The organism is Hymenobacter sediminicola (assembly GCF_014250515.1).
In the GTDB taxonomy this organism is placed as follows: domain Bacteria; phylum Bacteroidota; class Bacteroidia; order Cytophagales; family Hymenobacteraceae; genus Hymenobacter; species Hymenobacter sediminicola.
This window is the reverse complement of record NZ_CP060202.1, coordinates 3,933,750-3,958,863: the sequence shown is the minus strand read 5'-3', so window position 1 is coordinate 3,958,863 and position 25,114 is coordinate 3,933,750. Positions and strand designations below refer to the sequence as shown.

The window sequence follows — 25,114 nt, the reverse complement described above, 5'->3', positions numbered from 1 at the left end:
ACTCCCACTATCGGAGTTTTGCGCCGCTGCTGGCGTTTGGTTGCATAGCGTCAGGGGAGAAGATTAGGCGGCAGAGGCAGCCAGCACTTCCTGCGTTTCGGCGCTGACGGCCCGCAGCGGCCCCGTGCGCAGCAGATACACGCCGTATTTGCGCAGCGTGTCACGGTGCCGGATAAGATGTGCCAGGGCTACGTACCCAACTACATAGCCATCCTCATCTGCTTCCTCCAGAATTTCGCTGAAATCAAGCAGGTCGATAATCCGTTCTTCCTTAGTGCGAAGGTAGATTTCCAGCTCTAAGTCAGACAACAGGTCCGCATCGGAAAAACAGGAGAAACCAGCGGCGAAGTCATTCTCGAACACCTCTGTTTCGGCGCTAAGAGAAGGAGTAAAACTGACCAGTTGAGGAAGAGACAGTTGCACTATCTGACCGTTGGGGAGGCGCTGCAGACTGCTTACCAAGCTGATGGTTTGGCCAAAGCTGGCTGCAAAAGCCTTGTCAATAGCAGCTGCAGGTTGCTCCTCGAAGCGAAAAGTATAGTCTGGTTGAGTTAAACCGTCCGATAACCCGGTAAACGGCACAGAATCAATGAACATAGGTCTGGACGTAAAATCGTTCGAGTACATGTGTGATTTGAGCGGTTTCAATCAGGAATCCGTCATGGCCGAAGGGCGAGTCCATCTCGGCGTACATGGCCCCCTGGATGTAGCGTGCCAGTAACTGCTGCTCGGCAGGCGGAAATAGCACATCCGACGTAATACCAATCACCAGTGTACGGGCCCGAATCCGCTCCAGCGCCGCCCGAATGCCGCTTCGGCCGCGCCCTACATGGTGCGTGTCCATTGTCCGGGAAAGGGCCACGTAGGAGTGGGCGTTGAAGCGGGCCACCAGCTTGTCGCCCTGGTAGCGCTGGTAGGAACTGGCCCTATAGTCGTCCAGCGCTTCCTCGTTGGGCTCGGTCTGGCTCCGCTGGTAAGCGTCATAGCTGCGGTAGCTAAGCAGGGCCACCGCCCTAGCTGCCCGCAGGCCAGCGGCGCCCCCATCGGGAGCAGTGGTAGAGTAACTTGGGTCGGCGAGAATAGCCAGCCGCTGCGCTTCATTGAACGCAATGCCCCAAGCCGAATGACGCGCATTGGTGGCCAGTAGCACTAGATTTTCAAACAAGGCCGGCCGCTGCACCGCCCATTCCACCGCTTGCTGCCCGCCCAATGAGCCACCAATTAGGGTATGAATTTGGTGCAGGGCCAGATGCTCCCGTAGCGCCTCATGCACCGCCACCAGGTCGCGGACGGTGAGAAGCGGAAACTCCTGATAAGCCGCCAGACCGGTTGTTTCGTCCACGGAAAGCGGACCGGTGCTGCCATAGCAAGAGCCCACCACATTGGCGCAGACAATAAACCAGTCCGCAGGGTCGAAATAGCAGCTTGCTCCGAACAGGCCGGGCCACCAGTCCAGCACGTTGGCGTTGGCGGTCAGGGCGTGGCATACCCATACCACGTTGTCGCGGGTGGGCTTGAGGTGGCCGTAGGTCTGGTATGCTACTTCCACCTGCGGCAGCACGGCGCCACTTTCCAGCCGTAAAGCACGGGGCAGCCGGAAGAAGTGCGGTTCGTCGCTCATAACTCGTCAAATGAAATTGAAACGGATACCCATTTCGGAATGCAGCTGAAGCCATGCTTCAGAATGCCTTTTATTAGTATAGCCCGCAGGCTGAGCCAGCTTCTGCCAGCTCAGCCCCGGCTATGGGCGGACAAGTAGGGCTACTTCCCTCTCTCACAAAAAAAGCAGCTTCTTGCCCGCGTACCGCTAGTCTGGAGGTGAAGCCGGCCGCCCTCTCAAAACGGCCGGACTTTACCCCTCTCTCTAGACCTCCAGCGTAGCGGCATGTTCGGGTTGCGGCTCCGGCAGCAGCGTGCTGTCCGAAGTCTGGGTTTTCTGCGGTACGGCATTGCGCACCGCCTCAAACGCCTGCGCCAGATCAGCGCGAATATCTTCGAAGTGCTCAATGCCCACCGACAAACGCAGCAACGTTGGCGTAACGCCGGCGGCGCGCTGCTCGGCTTCGGAAAGCTGCTGGTGCGTAGTAGCTGAGGGCTGGATGATGAGCGTTTTGGCGTCGCCGACGTTGGCCAAGTGGCTCACCAGTTTCAGGTTGTCGATAAATTGAGTCGCCGTATCCTTGCTGCCTCTGATGGCGAAGGTGAGCACCCCGCCAGCACCGCGGGTCAGGTATTTCTGAGCTAGCCCGTAATAGGGGCTGCTTTTCAGACCCGGATAGTTCACCGCTTCCACTTGCGGATGCTGTTCCAGCCACGTCGCGATGCGCAGCGTGTTTTCCACAGTGCGCTCCACGCGTAGGCTCAGCGTTTCGAGGCCTTGCAATAACAGGAAAGAGTTGAATGGGCTTTGTGAAGGCCCAAAATCGCGCAGCCCTTCTACCCGGGCCCGGATAATAAAGGCAATGTTGCCGAATGGCCCGCCTTTGCCAAATACCTCATTGAATACCAGCCCGTGGTAGCCCTCACTCGGCTCCGTAAACTGCGGAAACTTGCCGTTGCCGAAATCATAGGTGCCACCATCCACAATCACGCCCCCGATGCTGGTGCCGTGTCCGCCAATCCATTTCGTGGCCGATTCTACCACGATGTGCGCGCCGTGCTCCAGGGGCCGGAACAAGTAGCCGCCCGCCCCAAACGTATTATCGACGATTAGTGGCAGGTCGTGCTTCTTGGCAATGGCCGCAATCCGCTCGAAGTCCGGCACGCTGAAGCTGGGGTTGCCGATGGTCTCGAGGTAGAGTGCCTTGGTGTTCTCATCAATCAGTGCCTCAAACTTTTCTGGCCGGTCGCCATCAGCGAAGCGAACCTCAATGCCCAGCCGTTTGAAGGCCACTTTAAATTGGTTGTAGGTGCCACCATACAGATGCGTGGTACTCACAAAATTGTCGCCAGCCTGCAGAATGTTGTTGAGGGCAATGAACTGCGCGGCCTGCCCCGATGCTACAGCCAACGCCGCTACGCCGCCTTCCAACGCCGCAATACGCTGCTCAAACACATCGGTAGTCGGGTTCATCAAACGGGTGTAGATGTTGCCGAACTCCTTCAGCGCAAACAGGTTGGCGCCGTGCTCTGCATTCTTGAACACGTAGGAAGTAGTTTGGTGAATAGGCACTGCGCGGGACCCGGTTACGGGGTCGGGCTGCTGGCCGGCGTGGAGTTGGAGCGTCTCGAAATGAAGGGCTGGAGTAGACATAGTAGTCTTTGATTTTAAGAAAGAAGCAGGAGGAAAAGCGAAGTGAAATACGCTGAAACGGCTACTGTAATGCGCACAGGGGCCACAGCCTCAGTATCGGCTGACGATGCAGCACGGCAAACAGTAAACTGTGGGAGGGTCCGCCAACGGCCGCCACGGGAATGCCGGGCATAGGCGTTGGGGAAGGCAGGAGCGCTGGCTAACCGGAAATCAGGCTAGCAACAACACGCGCCGCAACAGCGCTTTCGCAGTCTAGAAGTAGAAGCCGCAATGGCAGGCTCAGAAACGCGGAAACCCAGCGGCGAGGCGGTATGCCAAGAGGCAACCGGGGCGGCAGGGTACGGCAGAACGAAAGCGAGGGTGTTTTCCATGGCACTCGAGTTATATGCCCCGTCGGCAAAAGCCGGTCGGGCAGGAATTGGCACCTTTCGCGCGGTCGAAGGTTGCCAGCGGGTCAGGGAGCCTGTTCTCTCGCCGCTTCTGTATAAATCCTATGAAAACTGCCCCGCCGCGAGCGGGGGAGTACCGAGTTGGTGTTGCAAAGGTATACGCGCAAATTTGATATCCGCAATAGCTGCGAAAAATATTTTACGTGTCAGCACAGATTGCTAGCAGTATTTATAAAATGCTATTAACATATTATAAATCAAAGTAATATGATTTTTAGATGCATGGTGATCTACGCTCAGGCTAACCACAGGCATCCAAACCAGGTGGCAGAACTATACTGATAGTGCCCGGATCAGTAGGGGTAAAACAAGTGTCTTCGGCCAATTAGAGCAATAAAAAAGCCACTCAGATTTGAGTGGCTTTTATAACTTTTCCTGTGTGGGGAAATCTATAATTTAGGCATCGTAAGCACTTGGCCTACCTCAATGTGGTCGGGATTAGAACCGATGATGCCTTTGTTGGCATCGTAGATCTGGTGCCATTTGGCAGCATCTCCGTAATGGTTTTTGGCAATTTTCGACAGCGAATCACCGCTTACTACGGTGTAGGTTTCACCTTGCTCAGCATTCGCGTTGGCATTGCCGAAAAAATCGGTACCACCTCCGGCAGCGGGCTTGTTAGCGGGCTCAACGGGCTTTTTTTCGCCTTCATTCGAGAGAAAATCAAACAGTCCCATAGTCGTGCGTTGGTTTTGGATGAGAGGGAGAAAGATTGACGAGAAACACAACGGTTGCTGGTCAGGGCTTTTTACGCCAAGGCCAACAATAAGTTATGAGCATCCGTGCGTCATATTCAGGCTTTGAAGTATTGAACAACTTGCGGGTTGCTGCCGTAAGAAGCCCAACAACTGCTACAATGCCAGCCAGTGCTTGGCGCGTGCATCAAGAGCAGTACTCATCTCCCAACCAACCATCAAGAAACGTATGAAAACCCTCTCCCATCCGTTCCGCTACCTGGCCAGCCTGCTCGTGCTGGTTTCGCTCTTCACGGCTTCCTGTGGAAGCAAAGAAGGGAAAGTAGAAGGAGTAAATATGCTGTACGGTACTACCAGCAAAGTATGGAAGACCGATAAGGAACTGGATGCTACCGGCGACAAAGTGAAGCAGACCGACGCGCAGGAAGACGAGCGGATTACTTTCTTCGCTAACGGCCAGTACAACATGACCTCACCTGCCGGAGCTGTTAACGGCAAGTATGATTTCGACCAAGCTGGTAAGAAAATCACCATGACTCCCGATGGCGCTGCCCAAAGCAACACCTTCGACGTCGTGACGCTGACTGATGACAAGCTGACGCTGAAAAGCGGTGCCGGAGCTGAACTGCGTTTAGAGAAGGAATAGCGCTGCTCCAGAAACAGTCTGAAAACAGAAGAAAGCCCTTTCACGCAATGTGAAAGGGCTTTCTTCTGTTTGATAGTAGTGGCTATATCGTCTAGGATGACATGACCTTCTCCGCTTCTGGTTTGCCGAAAATACGCGTAATCCAGCGTGGAAGGAAGATGGCACCCAGCACGAGGTAGAGGTAGTAAGTGACAATGCGGTAGAGCAATACCATGAAGTTCGTCATGGTGGGAGTGCCGATGAACTTGCCGAAGAATGTGGGGAAGGCGCCTTCCGCAATGCCTGCGCCACCCGGCGTAATGGCAATCAGCAGAATAACTTTGTAAGTAAGATTCCGCCCAAAAATCAGCCAGAACTCCGGCCATGACACATCAATAAATGCCGCAATCAGGCAGCCGATAACTAAGTAGCGCGCCGTCCAGACGAAGGCGGTGCTGAGCGAGGCTCGCAGCCAATAGGCTAGGCCATTGCCACGCAGCTGCACCGATGCCAGAATCAGTTCGTTGCCGAGTTTGTACGCTTTGCCGCGCCACCGCCGCAGCCCCCGCATAGAAAACAGGCGGATCAGTAGCCGTTTCACAGACCGGGGATTGATGAAAATAGCGTACAGCATCAGCCCTGCATACACCGTCACGAATACGTAGCTCAGGATAAAGCCAATACGCAGCGTAGCAATCAGGCCGCCCTGCAGCGCCTCATGCGGATACAATGCGTCGCCTCCAATGAGCACTACCAGCGGCACCGCCAGCACATAGTACAGGTTGTCGAGCATGGCCGTAGCCATTATGTAGGCCACCGATTTGCCCAGTGGAATACCTTCTTTGTGCAGCAGTACTGGCGCTACAGCCGTTCCACCCACCGCCGAAGGCAGCACACACGACGAAAACTCCCAAAGCATAATGACGTCCAGCGAAGCCCGCCAGCTCAGCACTTTCTCCGTCAGATACCGAATTCGGTACACATAGCCGGCATCGCGGGCTACTAGTACCACCAGCATCAAAAGCAGCCACAGGGGCTTGGCATTGGCGAGCGGAGCCAGGTCGCCGGGCTTGTAGCTACGCCAGAACATAAACCCCACCACGCTCAACCCAATCAGAACCGGCAGAATGATGCGCGAAGGCCGAAGCCGGTCGAGTAGTTGCTGGTCCTGAGCTTGTTCGTCGACGGGGGCGGGCTGGGGCATGAGCAGGAGGCAGGTGAGGAGACAAAGGTACATTTTCTGGCAGGGCAGAACAGCACGTGCATAGTTTACACAGCCATTACACAGGCTTGGAAATACTTATAGAGCCGTAAAAATTTCTGTTTATACGTTGCCATTGCCTACCTTCTACGCATCAATAAGCAGCATAAAAATGCCGTAGTTCTATGGCCCTCACGTTCCAACCGACAGGCAGGAAAAATCGTACCTTTGCTCTATAGCGCGCGTACTTTCCCAGCAGAGTCCTAACCTTTTGGGCTACTCGCCTGTTGCCCCGCTACTTATTCCCACTTGCCTCCTTCCATTTTATGATCGTCGAACCCGGTGAATTGCTGGCAGCTATAAACTCACCTGCCGACCTGAAAAAGCTCAGCCAGGACCAACTGGTGCAGGTAAGCCAGGAGCTTCGTCAGTTCATTATTGATTCGGTTTCGATCTACGGAGGCCATTTCGGCGCCTCGCTGGGCGTAGTAGAGCTGACCGTTGCATTGCATTATGTCTTCAATACGCCCTACGACCAGCTGGTGTGGGATGTGGGCCACCAAGCCTACGGTCATAAAATCCTTACGGGCCGCCGCGACCGGTTCCCGACGAACCGCCGCTACCACGGCATGTCGGGCTTTCCCAAGCGTAGCGAAAGTGAGTACGATGCCTTTGGCGTTGGCCATAGCTCTACCAGCATTGGAGCAGCGCTGGGCATGGCCGTTGCTTCTGACTACAAGAAGGAATTCGACCGCCAGCATATTGCTGTGATTGGTGACGGTGCTATGACGGCCGGAATGGCGTTTGAGGCGCTAAACCACGCTGGAGTGGAGAAGTCCAACCTGCTGGTGATTCTCAACGACAACTGCATGAGTATCGACCCCAATGTGGGCGCACTCAAGGAATACCTCACCGATATTACGACCTCCCGCACCTACAACAAGGTGCGCGACGAACTGTGGAATGTACTGGGCAAGCTTAGTAAGTTTGGCCCCAATCCTCAGCAGATTGCCCGCAAAGTAGAGTCGGCTATGAAGGCGACCCTGCTCAAGCAGAGCAACCTGTTTGAGGCACTGAACTTCCGCTATTTTGGCCCCGTGGATGGCCATGATGTCCAGCACCTCGCTACTATCCTCAATGACCTGAAAAGCATTCCGGGCCCCAAAATCCTGCACTGCGTGACGGTGAAGGGCAAAGGCTACGCGCTGGCTGAAAAGGATCAGACGCTCTGGCATGCCCCTGGTTTGTTCGATAAGGTGACAGGTGAAATCCATACCAAAACCTACGAGAAACCCCAGCCACCCAAATACCAGGACGTGTTCGGGCACACCATCGTGGAGCTGGCCGAGCAGAACGACAAAGTCATGGGCGTGACGCCGGCTATGCCCTCGGGCTGCTCGCTCAACATCATGATGAAGGCCATGCCCGACCGTGCCTTCGATGTGGGCATTGCCGAGCAGCACGCCGTTACCTTCTCGGCTGGCCTCGCCACACAGGGTTTGGTACCGTTTTGCAATATCTATTCCTCGTTCATGCAGCGTGCCTACGACCAGGTGCTGCACGATGTAGCGTTGCAGAACCTGCACGTAGTGTTCTGCCTCGACCGTGCTGGTTTCGCTGGTGCCGACGGCCCCACCCACCACGGCTGCTACGACCTGGCCTACATGCGCTGCATCCCCAATATGGTGGTGTCGGCCCCGATGAACGAGGAGGAGCTGCGCAACCTGATGTACACGGCTACCTTGCCCGAAAACGCCGGTCCGTTCAGCATCCGCTACCCACGTGGTGAAGGTGTGATGCCGGAATGGCGCAAACCGCTGAAAAAAATTACTGTGGGCACGGGCCGCGTAGTACGCGAAGGTGAAGGCGTGGCCGTGCTCAGTATCGGTCACATCGGCAACTACGCTGTAAAAGCTACTGATAAACTGCGAGCCGAAGGCCTCAATCCGGGCCACTACGACATGCGCTTCTGCAAGCCCCTGGACGAGGAAATGCTCCATAATATTGCCCGCCAGTACAAGGCTATTGTGACCGTAGAAGACGGCTGCCTGCAGGGGGGCTTCGGCGCGGCAGTACTGGAGTTTCTTGCCGACCATGGCTATGCTGTTCCGGTGCGCCGCCTAGGCATCCCGGACCGCATTGTGGAGCACGGCACCCAGGACGAGCTCTACAAAGAGTGCGGCTTCGACGCTGACGGTATTGCCGCCGCCCTGCGCGAAATGGCCGGAAAGGTAGTTGCTCAGGCTCCGGTAGAAACGGTGCTGTTATAGTAAAACCAAACTTATTATATGTTTTCGTGAAGCCGGAGCAGTAGTTCCGGCTTTGCTGTTCCTACATATTGGTCATGATCCATAAGAAAATATTTATTCATGTATGTACATTGATTGAAATAATGTTGCTACATTTGACATAGATTTAGTGCTGTCGAAAGCAGACTGAGTCTATTGAATTGTCTCCAACATCAACCACTTACCATCATGGCTACTACCTCCTGGGTACTTGACCCCACGCACTCCGAAGTACAGTTCAAAGTGAAGCACTTGGTTATCTCGACGGTAACGGGCTCATTCAAGCAGTTTGAAGGCACCGCTACTACCGAAGGTGACTCGTTTGAAAATGCTCAAGTGCGCTTCTCGGCCAAAATCGACAGCATTGACACCAACCAGGCGCAGCGCGACGAGCATTTGAAAAGCGCTGATTTCTTCGATGCTGCTACCCATCCCGAGCTGACGTTCGTTTCGACTTCCTTTGTGAAAGAAAGCGAAGGCGAATACAAGCTTACCGGCGACCTGACCCTGCACGGTGTCACGAAGCCCGTAACGTTCGATGTGGAGTATGGTGGCCAGGCCGGCGACTTTTATGGCAACCAGAAAGCCGGCTTTGATGTGACTGGCAAAATTAACCGCAAAGATTTCGGCCTGACTTGGAGCGGCGTAACCGAAGCCGGTTCCATCGTGGTGAGTGAGGACGTAAAGCTGTCGGCCAGCGTACAGTTCGTGAAGCAGACCGAGCAAGCTGCTGTTTAAGTAAAACGAGTTGCAGAATATAAAAAGGGGAGGCGGCCAGAAAGGCCGCCTCCCCTTTTTATATTCTGCAACTTCAGGGTTCTTCCCAACCTGGGTTAAGCTCCCAGTGCATTACACAAGTGGGGGTGTTCCCTAAATGCTGTACTTGGATTATGCAAATCAAGGTGCAATAATATGATATCATATATATATGAACAAATAAAAACAATCAGTTCTAGTTGACTTTCGATATATGTGAGTTTATGTGTTGATTATTAGTTACTTGCAATGATAATTATATATAATACTATTTGTTAAGAAGGAAAATGTACATTGCAGGGTGGTACTGAGTGAAGAAATGCTATTGGTGGGAAGTAGGTGGTTGGCGTCTCTTTCTACAATTTGTCAGGCAAACTCGACTCGGCACTAAGGGGTGAAATAATGCAGCCTAACAGGGCGACACTGCTCTAAGTCGGCCGTTGTGGATTGCTATTTCTCATTCTAAGACAAATCACACTTCACTACAACCAAGTGACTATGCAAACTGTGTACAAAAAGCTTTTGGGTTTGGTACTTCTGCTTGCTGGGTTTTCCCACTCTGTTTGGGCATGCTCAGGGCAATTTTCCATTCTCTATCCGGGTAGCGCAACTGCTCAGGATTACACGAATGGCAATGCTACAGGCAATGCTACCTACTGCCCGGATGGTAGCGGCAACGCCACGTTTACACTGACGGAAGCTAGCAATACTGCTGCCGGAACCCTGGAAATAAGAAGTGTTACGACAGGCTCGGTTATCCGAACCATATCCACGCTGCCTGGACAGAGCTACACGTTCACGCTACCGGTTGGATCCTCCGGAGCTACACAATTTCGTTTCTTTCACACTATTGATTGCGGGAATAATAAGCTGGCAACAATCGATGTCAATCTCACGCCCACGCTAAACCTTACTGCTGCGCTGCAGGGTGGTGCGCCGGTAACGTCTACTGTGTGCCCTGGCACTACAGTAACCCTGACTGCTACGGGTGCACCAGCCAATACGATCTACACTTTTCGGGATGCAGCGGGTGTTAGAATTGATGCTAATACAGAAGGTACGCTGACGGTTGTGGCTAGAAATTCTACGTATTACACAGTAGAAACGAATATCCCTACCTGTGGTAGCGGCAACGTGACGCAGAGAATCAACATTGCCACTCCAGTGTCAATTTCCTCCAGCGACGCTGACAACTATATCATGCCGGGCCAGTACGTGACTCTGACAGCGCAGGGCAGTACCAGCGGGCAATACGTGTGGACAGAAACATCCAATGGGGTAACAACCACGCTAGGTGCTGCTGGCAACCAGATTGTCGTGAATCCGACGGCTGAAACCACCTACACTGCTGCTGCCGTCAATTCCGCTCTGACCTGTAATTCTGCCAATACTACCCTGTACATCGGTACTCCGAACCCATTGCCAGTTGAGCTGGTAAGCTTCACGGCGGTGTGGCAGGGGGAGCAGCCGCACCTAGCCTGGGTCACAGCTTCAGAAAATGATAACAGTCATTTTATGGTAGAGCTTAGTCTCAATGGTACGAACTTCACTGCCATCCATAAGCAGCTTGGCCAAGGCAATACCACAGCCCGCACTAATTACTCGTTCACGGACACCGAACGTAGCCGCAGCAAAACTGGGGTTCTATATTATCGGTTAGTACAGCACGATGCCTCCGGTGAGGTCTACACTTCTTCTGTGAAGGTGTTGAAAGGCACGGGCAAAGGCCTCAGTGTTGAAGCTTATCCTAACCCGTTTCAGCAGGCAGTCCGCGTAGTAGTAACGACTAGTGTGGCCGGACCGGCAACTATTGAAATGCTGGATGGCACTGGCCGGCAGGTATTCCGGAAGAAACTTGAACTCGGGAGTGGCTCACAGGAAATAAATCTGCCGGAAGTAGCAGACCTACCGCGGGGCCTCTATTTCCTGCGGGTAGTGCAGGCCACAAGCGAGCAGATTATTCAGCTCAATCACAGATAAACGAGGCATTTCAGGAGAATACCGACAACAGCCAGCCTACTCCAGGCTGGCTGTTGTCGGTATTGGTGGCTGGATTGGAAGCGTAGGTTTCTGGACTAAACGGACAGTGCCACCGGTTTAGGCGCCAGCGGAGTCCTATGAATCTACGTACTTGGGGGCTGAATCAGCGTTGAATCGCGCCCTCACTTTTTGCTTTATGTCTTCTCAGCCTACCATTCTGTTCCTCCACGGCTTTGCCGAATCCCGCGAAGTCTGGACTGAATTCACCCGCGACTTTCCCGACGGCTACCGCCTGCTGACGCTGAACCTGCCCGGCCATGGTACCAACGTACACGACATTCGGGACTATACCATGGAGGCTCAGGCCCGCTATGTGGCTGAGCAGCTTCGACAGAAGAATGTGGATCAAGCTTTACTGGTGTGCCACAGTATGGGGGGCTACGTGGCACTTGCCTTCGCCGAGCGTTATCCCGAAATGGTGGCTGGCCTTGTGCTGTTCCATAGCACTGCCCTGCCTGATACTAGCGAGAAAAAGGCCAACCGCGACAAGAACATGGATTTTGTGCGCCGCCACGGCGTCGAGAAGTTCATGGAATCGTTTATTCGGCCACTGTTTGCGCCTGCCAACCGGGAGTGTATGCTGGAGCAGCGCGAGTTTCTGGAAGAAATTGGCAAGACCACACCCGAAGCCACCGTGTTGGGTGCGCTGGAGGCTATGAAAAACCGCCCTGACCGTACCAAGGTGCTGCAGGATGCCCGCTTTCCGGTCCTGTTTATTGCGGGCAAAGACGATGTGGCCGTGCCGACCGAGAGCCTACTACCGCAACTTTCCTTGCCGGCCCAAAGCCACGCCTTACTCCTAAGCGACGTTGGGCACTTAGGCTACTTCGAGGAGCCGGAGCTGACGCGCCGCGCCGTGGTAGACTTTGCGGGTGGGATATTTAAGTAAGTAGAGCAACCCATCTTCATGCATACAGCACAACGCCCTGAAGTACATACTTCAGGGCGTTGTGCTGTATAAAGAGTTTATGCCTGTTACCCAGATGTCATCAGGCGTGTGGATACCACGATTACTCGTTTGCTCAAGGTGCGATGAGCTCCACTACCGCATACGGTATGTAACGGGAACCACGAAGAAGGTCCGCACGGGCTTGCCCTTTTCCAGAGCTGGAAATATCGGAGGTAGCAGAGCAATAACCCGTAGTGCCTCTTCGTCCAGCGCCGGCGCAACGGACTGTAGCACCAGCGGGTTTTCAGCGCGCCCCTGCTCACTCACTTCAAAGAAAATTTTAACGGTACCGCTGGTTCGGCTGCGCAAAGCGGCGGAAGGATACTTCACGTTTCGTCCAATAAAATTCGACAGTGCCTGCGGGCCCCCTTCGGTCGTAGGTGGCTCATCGGGAAACAGGCGCACACGCGGATAGAGGCTGACCGTACCGGCCGATGCATCGAAGACCAATGGAACCAAGTGGCCGCCACGCCTCGGCTGGCCTTTCTTGAGAGCCGGAGCCCAGGCGGGCCCGTTGCTGAGCAAGTCTTCGGCAGCAGCTAGTAGTTCCGGTTTCAGGCGCTTGAGCTGCTCTTTGGCCATCGGGCCGGGCTGTGCCTTCGCCGACGTAAGTGCGCCCAGCGAATCGACTTTGATAGCCACGAAGACTACCCCAGAGAAGTTGGCCTGCCGGGCTGCGCCGGGAAAGGAAGCGGTACGCAAATAAGCCTCCAAGGCCTCTTGGCCGCCTACCGGATGCGGGGCGTGGGCTTCTGCAACAGGGCGTGAACCGGCTGGCGTGGCCGGCGCCTCTGTTGCGAGAGGTAGCTTAAATACGATGGGCAGCGTGTAGGCAACAGCAACAGCTTTGCCTGCCTGCTTGCCCGGGATAAAAGCCGGCAGCGCCGCCACCGCCCGGAGTGCCTCGGCATCAAGCAGCGGATCGAGGCCCCGCGCCAGTTTCACCTGCTGCACCTGTCCGGTGGAGGCTACCACAAAGCTGACGAGCACGCGGCCTTCAAGTTGCTTCGCTATGGCTTCCTCTGGATACTGTACCGTCTGGCTCAGCGTGCGAAACAATGCTTGCTGACCACCGGGAAACTCCGGCATCTTTTCAACATAGCTGAATACTTTGTCTTCGATGGGCCCCTGCGTCTGGGCCTGAATGGTGTGACCAGAAATAAACAGCAAGCTACCCAGTAGGAGCGGCCGGAAATACGAATGCATAACCACGGATAAGGGCGTAATAGAAAGACTTAGGCTGTCAGCAGGCCCATTTTTAGCATGGTTTCGGCAATCTGTACGGCGTTGGTAGCAGCCCCTTTGCGCAGGTTGTCGGCCACCACCCACATGTTGAGGGTGCGCGGCTGGGTTTCGTCGCGGCGGAGGCGGCCAACAAGTACGGCGTCTTTGCCGTGGGCGTCTTTAGGCATTGGGTACACGTTGTTTTTCACGTCATCCACCACTTCCACACCTTCCGTCTGACGCAGAATTTCGCGCACTTCGTCGAGGTCGAATTCCTGGGCAAATTCCACATTCACCGCCTCCGAGTGGCCACCCATGACCGGAATACGCACGGTAGTAGCCGTAACACGGATGGAGTCGTCGCCGAAGATTTTCTTCGTTTCCTTCACCATCTTCATTTCCTCCTTGGTGTAGCCGTTGTCCTCGAACACGTCGATGTGGGGAAGCACGTTCAGGTCGATACGGTGCGGGTAGGCGGGGTTGCTGGGCGTCTGGCCGGCACGCTCTGCCTGCAGCTGGTCTACGGCTTGCTTGCCGGTGCCCGTCACGCTTTGGTAGGTGCTTACTACAATACGCTCCACCTTATACCGCTCGTGCAGCTTGTTAAGCGCCACCACCATCTGAATGGTGGAGCAATTGGGGTTGGCAATGATTTTATCGTCGGCAGTCAGCTCTTTGGCGTTGATTTCGGGCACCACCAACTTCTTGGTGGGGTCCATGCGCCAAGCCGAGGAGTTATCGATAACTACAGTGCCTACTTCGGCAAAGCGCGGCGCCTGCTCTTTGGAAATGGAGCCGCCGGCCGAGAAAATGGCCACGGCCGGGCGCGCCACAATGGCGTCATCCATACTCACAACCTTGTACTTTCTGCCCTGAAATTCAATTTCCTGTCCTACCGATTTGGCGGACGCTACGGGCAGAAGTTCGGTGACCGGGAAGTTGCGCTCGGCCAATACTTTCAGCATTTCGCCCCCGACCAAGCCGGTGGCACCTACTACGGCTACTTTCATGGAATTGCGTGTTTAGAAAGACAAAGTTCGGGAAAAGATGAGGGTTTGGTACGGAATAGAATGTTTTCTATATTTCTCTTCGCATTATTTAACACTGCGCGACTTGCCTTCGTCTAGGCCGTGCGGACTCATTTGTAGTTGCTTATCTCCGTGAAGAAACTAATGCTGCCGCTACTAGCGGTGTTGCTCCCTTTGGCCGCTACGGCTCAGCTGACCGAAACCTTTGCCGATGGAGAATTTACCCAAAATCCCTCTTGGACCGGCGACGCTACCTCTTTTCAGGTTACGAGCCAGCAACTGCAAAGCGACGGCTCGGCCACTACCGGCACCCAACTTCAACTCGTGACGCCTTGCCAAGCCGCTACAGGTGGCACTGTATGGGAATTCTGGGCCAATCTGCGCCTAGCTACCAGCAGTGGCAACTACGCCGATGTGTGGCTGGTATCGGAGCAGGCAGATTTGAAAGCAACTGGTAACCGTGGCTATTTCGTACGTCTTGGCGGCACTCCCGACGAGGTGTCCCTGTTCCGTAAGGATGCCACCGGCAGCCCAGTCTACGTCGTAAATGGGGCTGATGCCACTCTCAGCTCGCTCACCAACAACCTGGTGCGGGTGCGCGTAAGCCGTTCGGCTACTGACGTATGGACCCTAGAGCGCGACCTGACGGGCGGCACTACCTATACCAGCGAAGGCAGCGCCTCTGATGCTACCTACCAGCGCGGGTTTTATTTCGGGGTGTACCTCACGTATTCGGCCGCCAACAACAGGGCGTTCTATTTCGATGATTTTCGGGTGCAGGATTCTGCGGCGCCCCGACTACTAAGTGCCGGTGTTGCGGGCGCGCAGCAGTTGGACGTAACTTTCAATGAGCCCGTAGCCGCTGCCCAGGTTGCGGCCAACTACCGCCTGACAGCTACCGGCGCGCCGGCCGTTACGGCCGCGCAGCGCGACGCCACCGACCCGGCCCTCGTGCACCTGACGCTGGCCGCCGCGTTGCCGCTGGGTCCCAATACCATAGAGGCCCGCAACATCTCCGACCTCTACAGCAATACCGCCACTGGTCCCTTGGCTATCAGCTTTACTTATACTGGTACGGCAGTAGCACCAACCATCAACCAAGTACTTATCACCGAAATATTCGCGGACGAAACGCCGGTTGTGGGCTTGCCGTCCTCAGAGTATCTGGAAATTCATAATCCATCGGCTACGGCGGTGCTGGACCTGGCGGGCGTGCGACTCCTGAAACCGGGCCAGACCGGCAACCCGGCAGTATTCCCGGCCGGCGCCACGCTGCTGCCCGGCGAATACGCGGTGGTGTGCGGCAGCACTCGGGTGCCGCAATTTGCTGCGTACGGCAAGGTGTTCGGGCTGAGTAATTTTCCGAGCCTAACTAATGCCGGTGACCAGCTGCTGTTGCGCAGTCGAGACGGGCGGACCTTGTTCGAAATCAGCTACTCTGATACGTGGTACAAGGATAGCCGTAAGAAGGAGGGAGGGTGGAGCCTGGAAATGGTAGACCCTGCCAACCCTTGCGCTGGTATCGAAAACTGGACGGCCAGCACCGACGCCAGCGGCGGCACGCCCGGCCGCGCCAACTCCGTGCGCACCTCCAACCCTGACCGTACGGCGCCTGTATTACTACGCGCATTGGCTCTGAATCCGACTACTGTCCGGCTGTTTTTTGGGGAGAAGCTCGATAGTCTTGCGGCGGCTAATGCGGCTCTGTACAGCCTGACTCCAGCCGTTACGGTTACCCGCGCTGCTCCCGCAGGGCCTGATTTTCGCACTGTAGATCTAACGCTGGGAACGGCTCTGCAAGCCAACCAGGCGCTGACCGTAACGGTGCAGCGCGCCACCGACTGTGTGGGGAATGCGGCCGGACCGGCTACTTCTGCTTCGTTTGGGCTACCATCGGCCGCAACGCCGGGCGACGTCGTTATCAATGAAATTCTGTTCAACCCGCGCACCAACGCCGTGGATTTCGTGGAGTTGCTGAACCGCTCCGGCAAGTACCTGGATATGCAAGGCTGGCAGCTGGCCAACATCAAGCCCGACAGCACCGCTGATGCTGAACAGATAAGCAGTGGAGCCTACGTGCTGGCGCCCGGGCAACTGGTAGTGCTTACAACTCGCCCGGATATCGTGCAGAGCCAGTATCCGACCAGCTCCGACCCGGCCGCATTTCTGGCTATGCCGGCGTTTCCTACTTTCCCGGATGATGCGGGTATAGTGGCTGTTTACGACGGCCGCGGCCAGCGGCTGGACCGCTACAGCTACAGCAAAGACCAGCATCTAAAGCTGCTCGATGATGTAAACGGCGTGTCGTTGGAGCGAATTCGGGCGGAAGGGCCCAGCGCGGCTGCCAATTTCCACTCGGCCGCCAGTAGCGTGGGGTATGCCACGCCGGGCCGCCGCAACTCGCAGCAGCAAGACGCAACGGGCGGCGGGCAGCAGTTCAGTGTCGAGCCCGAGGTATTCACCCCCGATGAGGATGGTATGCAGGACTTTACCACCCTCAACTATCAACTGGATGGTACCGGGTATGCGGCCAGCGTTACGGTATATGATGCACAAGGCCGCCTCACTCGCAAGCTGGTTCGCAACCAAACATTGGCTACCAGCGGGTTTTTCCAATGGGACGGCCTCACCGACCGGGGCCAGAAAGCGGCCGTGGGCTACTATGTGCTACTGATAGAGCTGTTTCAGCCCAGTGGCGGCGGCAAGCAAGAATACAAAAAGACGGTGGTGCTGGGTGCGCGGTTCTGAGTGAGTTTCTGGCAGCGCCTGCATGGCGTGAAGCATAGTTAAACCTGTAGCTCAGAATTGCGTCCAAGCACCATGACGACGACGCAACAGCAACTGCAGCACCTGTACTGGCGCGCCGGGTTCGGGCCACGGCCCGAAGACATAGCCGCTGGCCTTTCGCCGCGCAAAGCCCTGCGCCAATTGCTGCGCGACTCTGAGAAAGTTGAGCTGCTCGATGGCCCAACCATGCGCTATACTGAGCCGCTGGCGCAGTTTCGGTTGGTTGCTCCGGCAGCAGGCACGCCACAGTCAGGCATGGTAACTACCCCCGACCAAACGGCTATGACTGCCGGTACGGAACTGCCTGCGCTACCAAGCCGCTCGGCGCTGCCCGCCCAGCCGAAGGGGCGTACTCAGCCGCCGCTGCTGCGCCGCCAAGACATGAATGCCCAGCAGCGCAAACTGCAGAACCAGAGTATTCGGGATGCTTTTTACGCCATGAATACCGGCTGGATGGAGCGGATGGCTACTTCGCCGGCGCAGCTACGTGAAAAGCTGACTTTCTTCTGGCACGGCCATTTTGCCTGCCGGGTGCGCCGCCCCGATGCCGCTTTGCACCTCAACAACACTATCCGGCAGCTTGCGCTGGGTAAGTTTTCTGATCTTCTGCTGGCCGTGAGCAAGGAGCCGGCTATGCTGCAGTTCCTCAATAACCAGCAAAACCGCAAGCAGCGGCCCAACGAGAACTTCGCCCGGGAGGTGATGGAACTCTTCACAATGGGCCGCGGCAACTACACCGAAACCGACATCAAGGAAGCGGCTCGCGCTTTCACGGGTTGGGGCTACGATGCGCAGGGACATTTTGTGTTTCGGGAGAAGCAGCACGACGACGGCAGCAAGACCTTTCTGGGGCGCACCGGCAACTTCACCGGCGAGCAGGTACTAAGCATTATTCTGGAGCAGCCACGCACTGCCGAGTACATCACCACCAAGCTCTACCGGTTCTTCGTGAACGACACGCCTAATCCGGCGCATATTCAGCCGCTGGCACAAACATTTCTTAAAAGCGGCTACGATATCAGTGCTCTGCTAGAGCAGATGTTCTCAGCCGACTGGTTCTATGCGCCGGCCAATGTGGGTACCCGCATCAAGTCGCCGGTAGAGCTGCTAGCGGGTATCAAGCGCACCATGGGGCTACAACTCGCGGATGACAAACCGCTCATTGTATTTCAGAAGGCCCTGGGGCAAACGCTATTTGAGCCGCCAAACGTGGCGGGCTGGCCCGGCGGCCGCAACTGGATAGATTCGTCGTCGCTGCTGTACCGGCTGCAACTACCCTCGGTGTTGCTCAAAAATGCCGAGTTTAATGTGGCGCTGAAGCAGGATGAAAACGACATAGCTCCTAACCTGACGCGGGCCGACCGCACCTTTCAGCAGCAGGTGAAAACGACCGTGAAGCTGGGGCCGGTGCAGGCGCTTCTGGCCAAAACACCCTCGGAAAAGCAGGTCGCGCAACTCAGCGCATTTGTGTTGCAGGTCCCGATTCGCTCCGAAAACCTGGCTCTCATTCAGCAGGCTGCCGACAAAGCCCCTGCCGAAGGAAGGTTGCGGGCTATGGTCACGAGCCTGCTCAGTCTGCCAGAATACCAGTTGATGTAATTAAGACAGACCTCGGGATTTAGGCCGCAGAACATCGGATTGTTCCGTGGCCCCACTTCTAGGTGCTGGGCTCTCATTTCTAAGTTCTCTCCATGACTACTTCCCGCCGCGACTTTCTTAAGACTTCAGTGCTGGCCAGCAGCCTGCTCTTCGTTCCTAAATTTCTGCACGCGTTGGACCGGCAAGGCCTTAAAAGCCTGCGCGACGCACGAGGCCGCCGCTTGGTGGTGGTGCAGCTGGGCGGTGGCAATGATGGGCTGAATACCGTTATTCCGTACCGTAACGACCTGTACTACAAAGCCCGGCCCACGCTCGGCATCAGAGAGCAAAGCGGCATTCTGACGCTGGATAAAGACCTCGGCTTTAACCCAGCCATGACACGGCTGAAAGGCCTCTACGACCAAGGGCAGGTGGCTGTGCTCAACTCCGTGGGCTACCCCAACCCCGACCGGTCGCATTTTCGCTCCATGGACATCTGGCAAAGCGGCTCTGCCTCCGACCAGTACCTGAGCACGGGTTGGCTGGGCCGCTACCTCGACTCCAACTGCCCATCCTGCCAAGTGCCGTACAACGGACTAGAAGTGGACGACACCCTGAGTCTGGCCATGAAAGGCGACCTGCGCAAAGGCTTGGCTCTGAAGAATCCGACCAAGTTTCATCAGATAACCCAGAACCGTTTTATTGCGCAGGTGAGCGACGAGAAGCCTGCTGGAACCGTGTCGGAGCTGGATTATCTGTACAAGACACTGGCCGAAACCTCGTCTTCAGCCGACTATCTGTACCAGACCAGCAAAGTCTACAAATCGGTGGTAACGTACCCAAACACGGAATTTGGCCGCAACCTGAAAACCACCGCCGAGCTGATTAATTCCGGTATTGAGTCGCGCGTGTTTTATGTCTCGCTCACCGGCTTCGATACGCACGTGCGCCAGCAGGAGCAGCAGGGCAAGCTGCTCGGTGATTTGTCGGAAGGCCTGGGCTCCTTTGCCGAAGACCTGCAGAAAGCAGGCAACTTCGATGATACGCTGGTGCTGGTATTTTCGGAGTTTGGGCGCCGCGTAAGCCAGAATGCCAGCAACGGCACCGACCACGGTACCGCCAACAATGTGCTGCTTGTGGGCGGCGGGCTGCAGCAGAAAGGCGTCCTCAACAACGCGCCCGATTTGCAGAACCTGCTCGATGGAGACCTACGCCACCAACTCGACTTCCGCAGCCTCTATGCCACCCTCCTGCACGACTGGCTGGAAGCCGACGACCAGGCTATTCTAGGCAGCCGGTTTGAGCGCCTGAAAGGACTTGTTTGATTGTGAGTTCTGCCGGACAGCTAATGGCGTTGCTTTTGTGCTTATGCTACCTATAAAGCTGAATCAACGCTCTATCACAAGTCCCACGTAATACTCTCGTTCTGCACTGCTACTGATAGCGAAACGTCGGCCAAAATCCAGTTGTACCCGCTCACTTATATGAAATATAGGGCCCGTGCTGACCGCCGAATTCCATTGATGGGTTTTCAGGTTTTTGCTGGTTGAGAATTCTGCAAATGCGGCCAGCCAGTCGTTGAAGCCGTGGTCAACGGCAACGGATGGGGCCAGTTCTACGGCATGTTGCTTGGCGTCCCGGTCGTAGCTCAAGAACGAGGCCGCCTGGGCACTGATATGCCATTCATGCTGAAAATTGTAGGTTGCCGGCACTAGTATTCCGTATTCGTAGCCGCCTGTTCCTTGGCTCCCTCCGGTGGGCAAACGCACAAAGCCGATGGCAGCCACTACCAGTGCGTCAGCTTCGTCGTCGTCGCCAATAAAATTGTGCTTTACGCGCAATGCTACGTCACCGAAGCCGGCGCTTCGTTCCATCGGCTCTCCCGCTTCCCACTGCTTTTCCACAGTGTACGGGTCCACGAACACCTGCACTTCGGTATGGTCGGTGAGGCCGGCCCGGATGGCAAAGGCATTCAGACGCATCACGCGTGAACGGGGTTCTTGGCTAGGTTTGCTGGTAATAAGGCGCACAAGGTCGGTTTCTAGCTGCATGCGCCCTCGCCCCACGGTGTTGGGGCTCTCTGTTACGCCAGGACGGTCGGCGTTGAGTGGCCGCAATTGCCGTTTTGGTCCCTGTTCCGCATCAGCCGGACGAGTTTGGCTGGCCCGTTTAAGCGTGTCAGGAGCGGTGGGCGAACTGGCCAGGCTCAAAGCCAATGTTAGGGTAAGCAGCATACGAGCGGGAAATGCGCTGCCTACGCAGTGCAGACAGGTGTTGTTGAGTTCAGGCAGAAATACCTACAAACTATAGCGCACCCCCAGAAACGTACGCCGGCCCTGCAGCGGCGCAAAGTTGTAGCTGGTATCGAAAGTATAGCCGTTGGGGTTGTTCTGGCTCACGGCTTTATCGAACGGGTCGAAGGGGCGTAGCAGCGCGTGGCGGGGCAGGAAGTCAAGCAGGTTTTTCACCCCACCGTACAGTTCCAGGCCTGGCCCCAGCCGTTTAGTGGCCTGCAGATTCTGCAGCGAAAACCACGGCGAGCGGCTGGCACGGAAGTCGTTGGGCTGTACCGGCAACTGCATCGGTCCGCTCACCTGTCCGGTATAGTCTACCGTCAAGCCCAGTTGCGTGAAAGTGTAGCTGGCGGTGTAGGTGCCCGAAAATACTGGCGCATGGAATTGTGCTACCCGCCGCAGGGCCTCACCTTCGGCAAGTCGTTCGCGCCTGAAAACATCCATTATGGTAACGCCCGCAATCAGCTTCAGAGGCCGCGAAAAGGCGAAATCAGTGTTCAGTGAAATGCCCCGCGAAATAGCGTAGCCGTCGAGGTTGCGGTAGATAATCTGGTTGGGGTCGGTGTCGTAGTCGGGGCTGATTTTGTTGGTGAAATAAGTATAGAACAGGCTGCCATCGAAGGTGAGCGTGCCACCCGCTCTGGTCGTGACAAAGCGCGTGTAGTTTATGTTGGCATTCCAACTGCGTTCCGGCCGCAGCGCTTCTGGCACTACCACCTGGCGGGCTCCGGTGAGGGCAGCGTGGTCTTCCGTAAAGAGGTTTACTACCCGGTAACCATTGCCGATGCCTACCCGAAATACGCGGCTACCGTCCACAGTGCCCCATTTGTAGTTGAGGCGCGGCGTCAGGATGTTGCCGTGCCGCGGATTGTAGTCGTAGCGCAGACCGGCTAGCAGGGTAGCATCGGGCGTGAGCCGGAACTCGTCCTGTACAAATACGCCCGGCAGGTTAATCAGGTCGGGTTGATTGCGCTGCTCGCTACCGGTGGCCGGTGTATTGTCGTCGTACCAGGTAGAGCGAAAAGCCGCACCCAGCAGCAGGTTGTGGCGAATATTTGGGTTTTTAGCCCAAGTCAGCTGACTGAAGCCCACCCGTTGCGTGGCGTTGTAGCGCGTGGTGCCATAGGCTGAGTTTTGGCGGTGCTGGTTAAACGAGCCACTTAGCATCAGTTTCTGGCTCGCCACCGGCAACTGGTACTGGCCCAGCAGCTCGTAGCGGCTGGTATACACACTCTCACCATACACACTGTCGCCGCCTCGGAACTCGGGCCGCCAGCCCAGTTGGCCCCCAAACCGGTCCTCGTAATAGTAGCGGCCGGCTAGGCTGGCCGCACGCTGCTCGGGCCGCTGCCAGCTCCATTTGTTAAACACCGATACCCGGTGCTGCGTGGGCACATCCGTAAAACCGTCGCGGTTCACGTCGCGGCGCTGGTTGTAGCCATATAGGTTGGTGCTGAGCAGGGTAGAAGCGGTGCCCACTTTTGCGGCCGTGCCCAGGTCTAGGTTTAGGTCGCGGTGTGAGGTGCCGAAGATATCGGCCGAAAAGCGCGGGGCTTTGGCTGGGTTCTTTGTAATGACGTTGATCAGGCCACCCACTGCCTCTGAGCCATACAGCGTAGAGGCGGGGCCTTTTACCACTTCCACTCGGTCCACTAGGCTACTCGGAATGCCGCTCAGCCCATACACCGTGCTCAACGAGCTGACGATAGGCATTCCGTCAATCAGCACCATCGTGTAGGGGCCTTCCAGCCCGTTGATGTGAATGTCGCCGGTTCCGCACACGTTGCAGTTGAGCTGGGGGCGCACGCCATTCACCATCGTTAGGTTTTCAAAAAGACAGGGGCTTGGATTCTTCTGGAAATAGCGAGGCGTGTACAATTCCACGGCTATCGGCGACTCGCTCTTAAGGACTTCACCCAGGGTACCGCTCACCACTACTTCGCCTAGCGCACTGCTCGAAGCCGAAAGCACAACCACCATCGTAGTAGCTTTCCCAGCCGCTACAGTTGCGTTGCGTTCAGCGGGCTGAAACCCTATGGCCGTTACAACCACTCTGTAGTTGCCCGGAGTCAGCTTTGGCAAACTGAAAGCCCCATGCTCATCGGTGGTGGTACCAGTGCTGGTGCCTTTCAACCCAATGCTGGCAAACGGTACCACTTTTCCCTCGGCCCGTATTGTACCCCGTATACTTCCCGGCTGGCTCCAACCCGCAGAAGCAGCGCTCCATATCAGCAGGAGCGTAAGTAAAAGCTGTTTCATAAGGAAGTTATTTAGGCTATGCTGTAATTATTTTTTAGAACGGCCTAAAAACGTTATTCCAAAAAAACGCAGCACTAAAAAGCCACTGCGTTTCTGGGGAGATTATCCGAAAAATGTCTCGTACAGCAAGTACACATTCAGCACGATGATAATGCCGGACACTATCCAAGCTAGCACCTGCACCCATGGTCGGTTCACGAATACGCCCATTTTGGCTTTACTGCTGGTAAAAAGCACCAGCGGCACCACCGCAAAGCTCAACTGAAAGGATAGGATGACCTGGCTGAGCACCAGTAGTTCCCCAGTGCCTTTCTCGCCGTAAATCAGCGTCACGATAAGCGCTGGCACCACCGCAATAGCCCGGGTAATAAGGCGTCGCAACCAAGGACGCAGCTTCAGATCCAGAAAGCCTTCCATCACAATCTGCCCAGCCAGTGTACCTGTCAGTGTGGAGTTCTGGCCGGATGCTAGTAGCGCCACCGCAAACACAGCGCTGGCTGCGCCGGCACCCAGCACTGGGGCCAGCAGTTTGTGTGCGTCGCTGATATCGGCTACATCGTGTAGGCCATTGCGGTGGAATGCCGCTGCAGCTGTAATGAGGATAGCCGCATTCACGAAAAAAGCGAGGAAAAGCGCAACGGTCGAGTCGATGGTTGCAAACTTGATGGCCATGCGTTTGCCGGGCTCCGTCTGCTCAATGGCACGTGTCTGCACGATGCTCGAATGCAGATAGAGGTTATGGGGCATGACCGTAGCGCCCAGAATTCCGATGGCAATGTAGAGCATCTTGGGGTTGGTCACGACTTGCGGCTGTGGTACTAAGCCACCCAGAATTCCGAAGTAATCAGGGTCCGATACAATGATTTCGTATAGGAAGCATCCAAAAATTACGACTGTCAGACCAGCAATAATGCTTTCAATCACACGAAATCCACGACTCTGAAACAGCAACACGACCAGCACGTCCAGAATGGTAAGCACTACGCCCCATGGTAGCGGAAGACCAAAGAGCAGATTCAGGGCAATGGCCGAACCGATGACTTCAGCAAGGTCGCAGGCGGCAATGGCTATTTCGCACAGAAACCACAGCACCATGGAAACCGGCTTGGGAAAATGGTCCCGGCAGGCCTGTGCCAGGTCGCGCCCAGTCACGATACCCAGTTTGGCTGCCAGATGCTGCAACAGCATGGCAAACAGATTGGATACCAGAATAACCGACAGCAGCGTATAGCCAAACTGCGACCCACCGGCAATATCAGTAGCCCAGTTGCCAGGGTCCATATAGCCTACAGCCACCATCAAGCCAGGTCCCCAAAAGGCCCTCATCTTGCGCCAGAAGGAGGCATCAGTAGCCGGAACTTTGATGCTAGCATGCACTTCACTCAGAGAAACCGAAGTGCGGGCGCGCCGCCAGCCCGCGTCGGCAGGTGGTACTGGCCGGGTCGGAGGCGGTTGTAGTGCTGGGGTCATGAGGTGTGTAGCGAAACAGACAAGCAAATATAGTTTTTAGACTTGTCTAAAAATATTTTTAAGGCAACATAAATACTATGACTGGTGAGAAAAGGTTTGCCGATACGTGTAAAATATGAATTGGGGCTTCCTACCGCTGCCTTACTGCTGCAAAAGAGCTACTGGCTGTCTGGTATCTTAAAGTCATAATAGGTTGGAGGGTAGCACACGACACACAA

The 25,114-nt window shown here is 55.8% G+C and carries 18 protein-coding genes and 1 riboswitch; of the genes, 8 read left to right on the top strand and 10 right to left on the bottom strand.

Going from position 1 to position 25,114, the window contains the following annotated elements; genetic code table 11:
• Positions 1-63 precede the first annotated feature (63 nt).
• The 4 genes from H4317_RS16945 to H4317_RS16930 form a co-directional block, all read right to left on the bottom strand.
• A complete protein-coding gene (locus H4317_RS16945) occupies positions 64-597 on the bottom strand; it encodes a hypothetical protein (protein ID WP_185887738.1) in 534 nt (177 codons plus the stop codon).
• Positions 587-1,621 (bottom strand): homoserine O-acetyltransferase family protein, encoded by a 1,035-nt coding sequence (locus tag H4317_RS16940; RefSeq protein ID WP_185887737.1) that lies wholly within the window; start codon positions 1,619-1,621, stop codon positions 587-589. Before H4317_RS16940 ends, H4317_RS16945 begins: the two co-directional genes overlap by 11 nt.
• 243 nt (positions 1,622-1,864) lie before the next feature.
• Positions 1,865-3,253 (bottom strand): O-acetylhomoserine aminocarboxypropyltransferase/cysteine synthase family protein, encoded by a 1,389-nt coding sequence (locus H4317_RS16935; protein WP_185887736.1) that lies wholly within the window; start codon positions 3,251-3,253, stop codon positions 1,865-1,867.
• A gap of 378 nt (positions 3,254-3,631) precedes the next feature.
• Positions 3,632-3,744: riboswitch (SAM riboswitch) on the bottom strand.
• Positions 3,745-4,091: 347 nt separating this feature from the next.
• The gene (locus tag H4317_RS16930; RefSeq protein WP_185887735.1) at positions 4,092-4,379 is read right to left on the bottom strand and encodes a LysM peptidoglycan-binding domain-containing protein; all 288 of its coding nucleotides are present in this window, start codon (positions 4,377-4,379) and stop codon (positions 4,092-4,094) included.
• A 247-nt stretch (positions 4,380-4,626) separates the two neighbouring features.
• On the opposite strand from H4317_RS16930, the gene H4317_RS16925 reads away from it, so the two are divergent.
• Positions 4,627-5,043 (top strand): lipocalin family protein, encoded by a 417-nt coding sequence (locus H4317_RS16925; protein ID WP_185887734.1) that lies wholly within the window; start codon positions 4,627-4,629, stop codon positions 5,041-5,043.
• A gap of 91 nt (positions 5,044-5,134) precedes the next feature.
• Here H4317_RS16925 and H4317_RS16920 read toward each other — a convergent pair whose 3' ends face one another.
• Positions 5,135-6,226 (bottom strand): lysylphosphatidylglycerol synthase transmembrane domain-containing protein, encoded by a 1,092-nt coding sequence (locus H4317_RS16920; RefSeq protein ID WP_185887733.1) that lies wholly within the window; start codon positions 6,224-6,226, stop codon positions 5,135-5,137.
• 323 nt (positions 6,227-6,549) lie between these two features.
• Between H4317_RS16920 and dxs the strand changes: the two genes are divergently transcribed.
• From dxs to H4317_RS16900, 4 genes are all read left to right on the top strand, one after another.
• Entirely contained in the window at positions 6,550-8,493 is a 1,944-nt protein-coding gene (gene dxs / locus H4317_RS16915; RefSeq protein WP_185887732.1) for a 1-deoxy-D-xylulose-5-phosphate synthase, read from the top strand.
• A gap of 207 nt (positions 8,494-8,700) precedes the next feature.
• Positions 8,701-9,249: a YceI family protein gene (locus H4317_RS16910; protein ID WP_185887731.1), complete on the top strand. Its 549-nt coding sequence runs from the start codon at positions 8,701-8,703 to the stop codon at positions 9,247-9,249.
• Positions 9,250-10,431: 1,182 nt separating this feature from the next.
• Positions 10,432-11,247, top strand: coding sequence for a T9SS type A sorting domain-containing protein (locus H4317_RS16905; RefSeq protein ID WP_185887730.1), 816 nt, complete (start codon positions 10,432-10,434; stop codon positions 11,245-11,247).
• A gap of 196 nt (positions 11,248-11,443) precedes the next feature.
• Positions 11,444-12,196, top strand: coding sequence for an alpha/beta fold hydrolase (locus H4317_RS16900; RefSeq protein WP_185887729.1), 753 nt, complete (start codon positions 11,444-11,446; stop codon positions 12,194-12,196).
• 153 nt (positions 12,197-12,349) lie between these two features.
• On the opposite strand, the gene H4317_RS16895 is transcribed toward H4317_RS16900, so the two are convergent.
• Positions 12,350-13,462 carry a TonB family protein gene (locus H4317_RS16895; RefSeq protein ID WP_185887728.1) on the bottom strand — a complete coding sequence of 371 codons (1,113 nt, stop codon included), beginning with the start codon at positions 13,460-13,462 and terminating at the stop codon, positions 12,350-12,352.
• Between the two features lie 29 nt (positions 13,463-13,491).
• Positions 13,492-14,490 carry an aspartate-semialdehyde dehydrogenase gene (locus H4317_RS16890; protein ID WP_185887727.1) on the bottom strand — a complete coding sequence of 333 codons (999 nt, stop codon included), beginning with the start codon at positions 14,488-14,490 and terminating at the stop codon, positions 13,492-13,494.
• 150 nt (positions 14,491-14,640) lie between these two features.
• On the opposite strand from H4317_RS16890, the gene H4317_RS16885 reads away from it, so the two are divergent.
• From H4317_RS16885 to H4317_RS16875, 3 genes are all read left to right on the top strand, one after another.
• A complete protein-coding gene (locus H4317_RS16885; protein ID WP_185887726.1) occupies positions 14,641-17,256 on the top strand; it encodes a lamin tail domain-containing protein in 2,616 nt (871 codons plus the stop codon).
• 72 nt (positions 17,257-17,328) lie between these two features.
• Positions 17,329-18,894, top strand: coding sequence for a DUF1800 domain-containing protein (locus H4317_RS16880; protein ID WP_185887725.1), 1,566 nt, complete (start codon positions 17,329-17,331; stop codon positions 18,892-18,894).
• 92 nt (positions 18,895-18,986) lie between these two features.
• On the top strand, positions 18,987-20,198 hold the full coding sequence (locus H4317_RS16875) for a DUF1501 domain-containing protein (RefSeq protein ID WP_185887724.1): 1,212 nt from the start codon (positions 18,987-18,989) through the stop codon (positions 20,196-20,198).
• Between the two features lie 63 nt (positions 20,199-20,261).
• Here H4317_RS16875 and H4317_RS16870 read toward each other — a convergent pair whose 3' ends face one another.
• The 3 genes from H4317_RS16870 to H4317_RS16860 all read right to left on the bottom strand — a co-directional run bounded on the left by H4317_RS16870 (position 20,262) and on the right by H4317_RS16860 (position 24,896).
• Positions 20,262-21,107 carry a transporter gene (locus H4317_RS16870; protein WP_185887723.1) on the bottom strand — a complete coding sequence of 282 codons (846 nt, stop codon included), beginning with the start codon at positions 21,105-21,107 and terminating at the stop codon, positions 20,262-20,264.
• Positions 21,108-21,170: 63 nt separating this feature from the next.
• On the bottom strand, positions 21,171-23,426 hold the full coding sequence (locus H4317_RS16865; RefSeq protein WP_185887722.1) for a TonB-dependent receptor: 2,256 nt from the start codon (positions 23,424-23,426) through the stop codon (positions 21,171-21,173).
• Between the two features lie 102 nt (positions 23,427-23,528).
• Complete coding sequence (locus H4317_RS16860; RefSeq protein WP_185887721.1) at positions 23,529-24,896, bottom strand: Nramp family divalent metal transporter; 1,368 nt, start codon at positions 24,894-24,896, stop codon at positions 23,529-23,531.
• Positions 24,897-25,114: the final 218 nt, after the last annotated feature.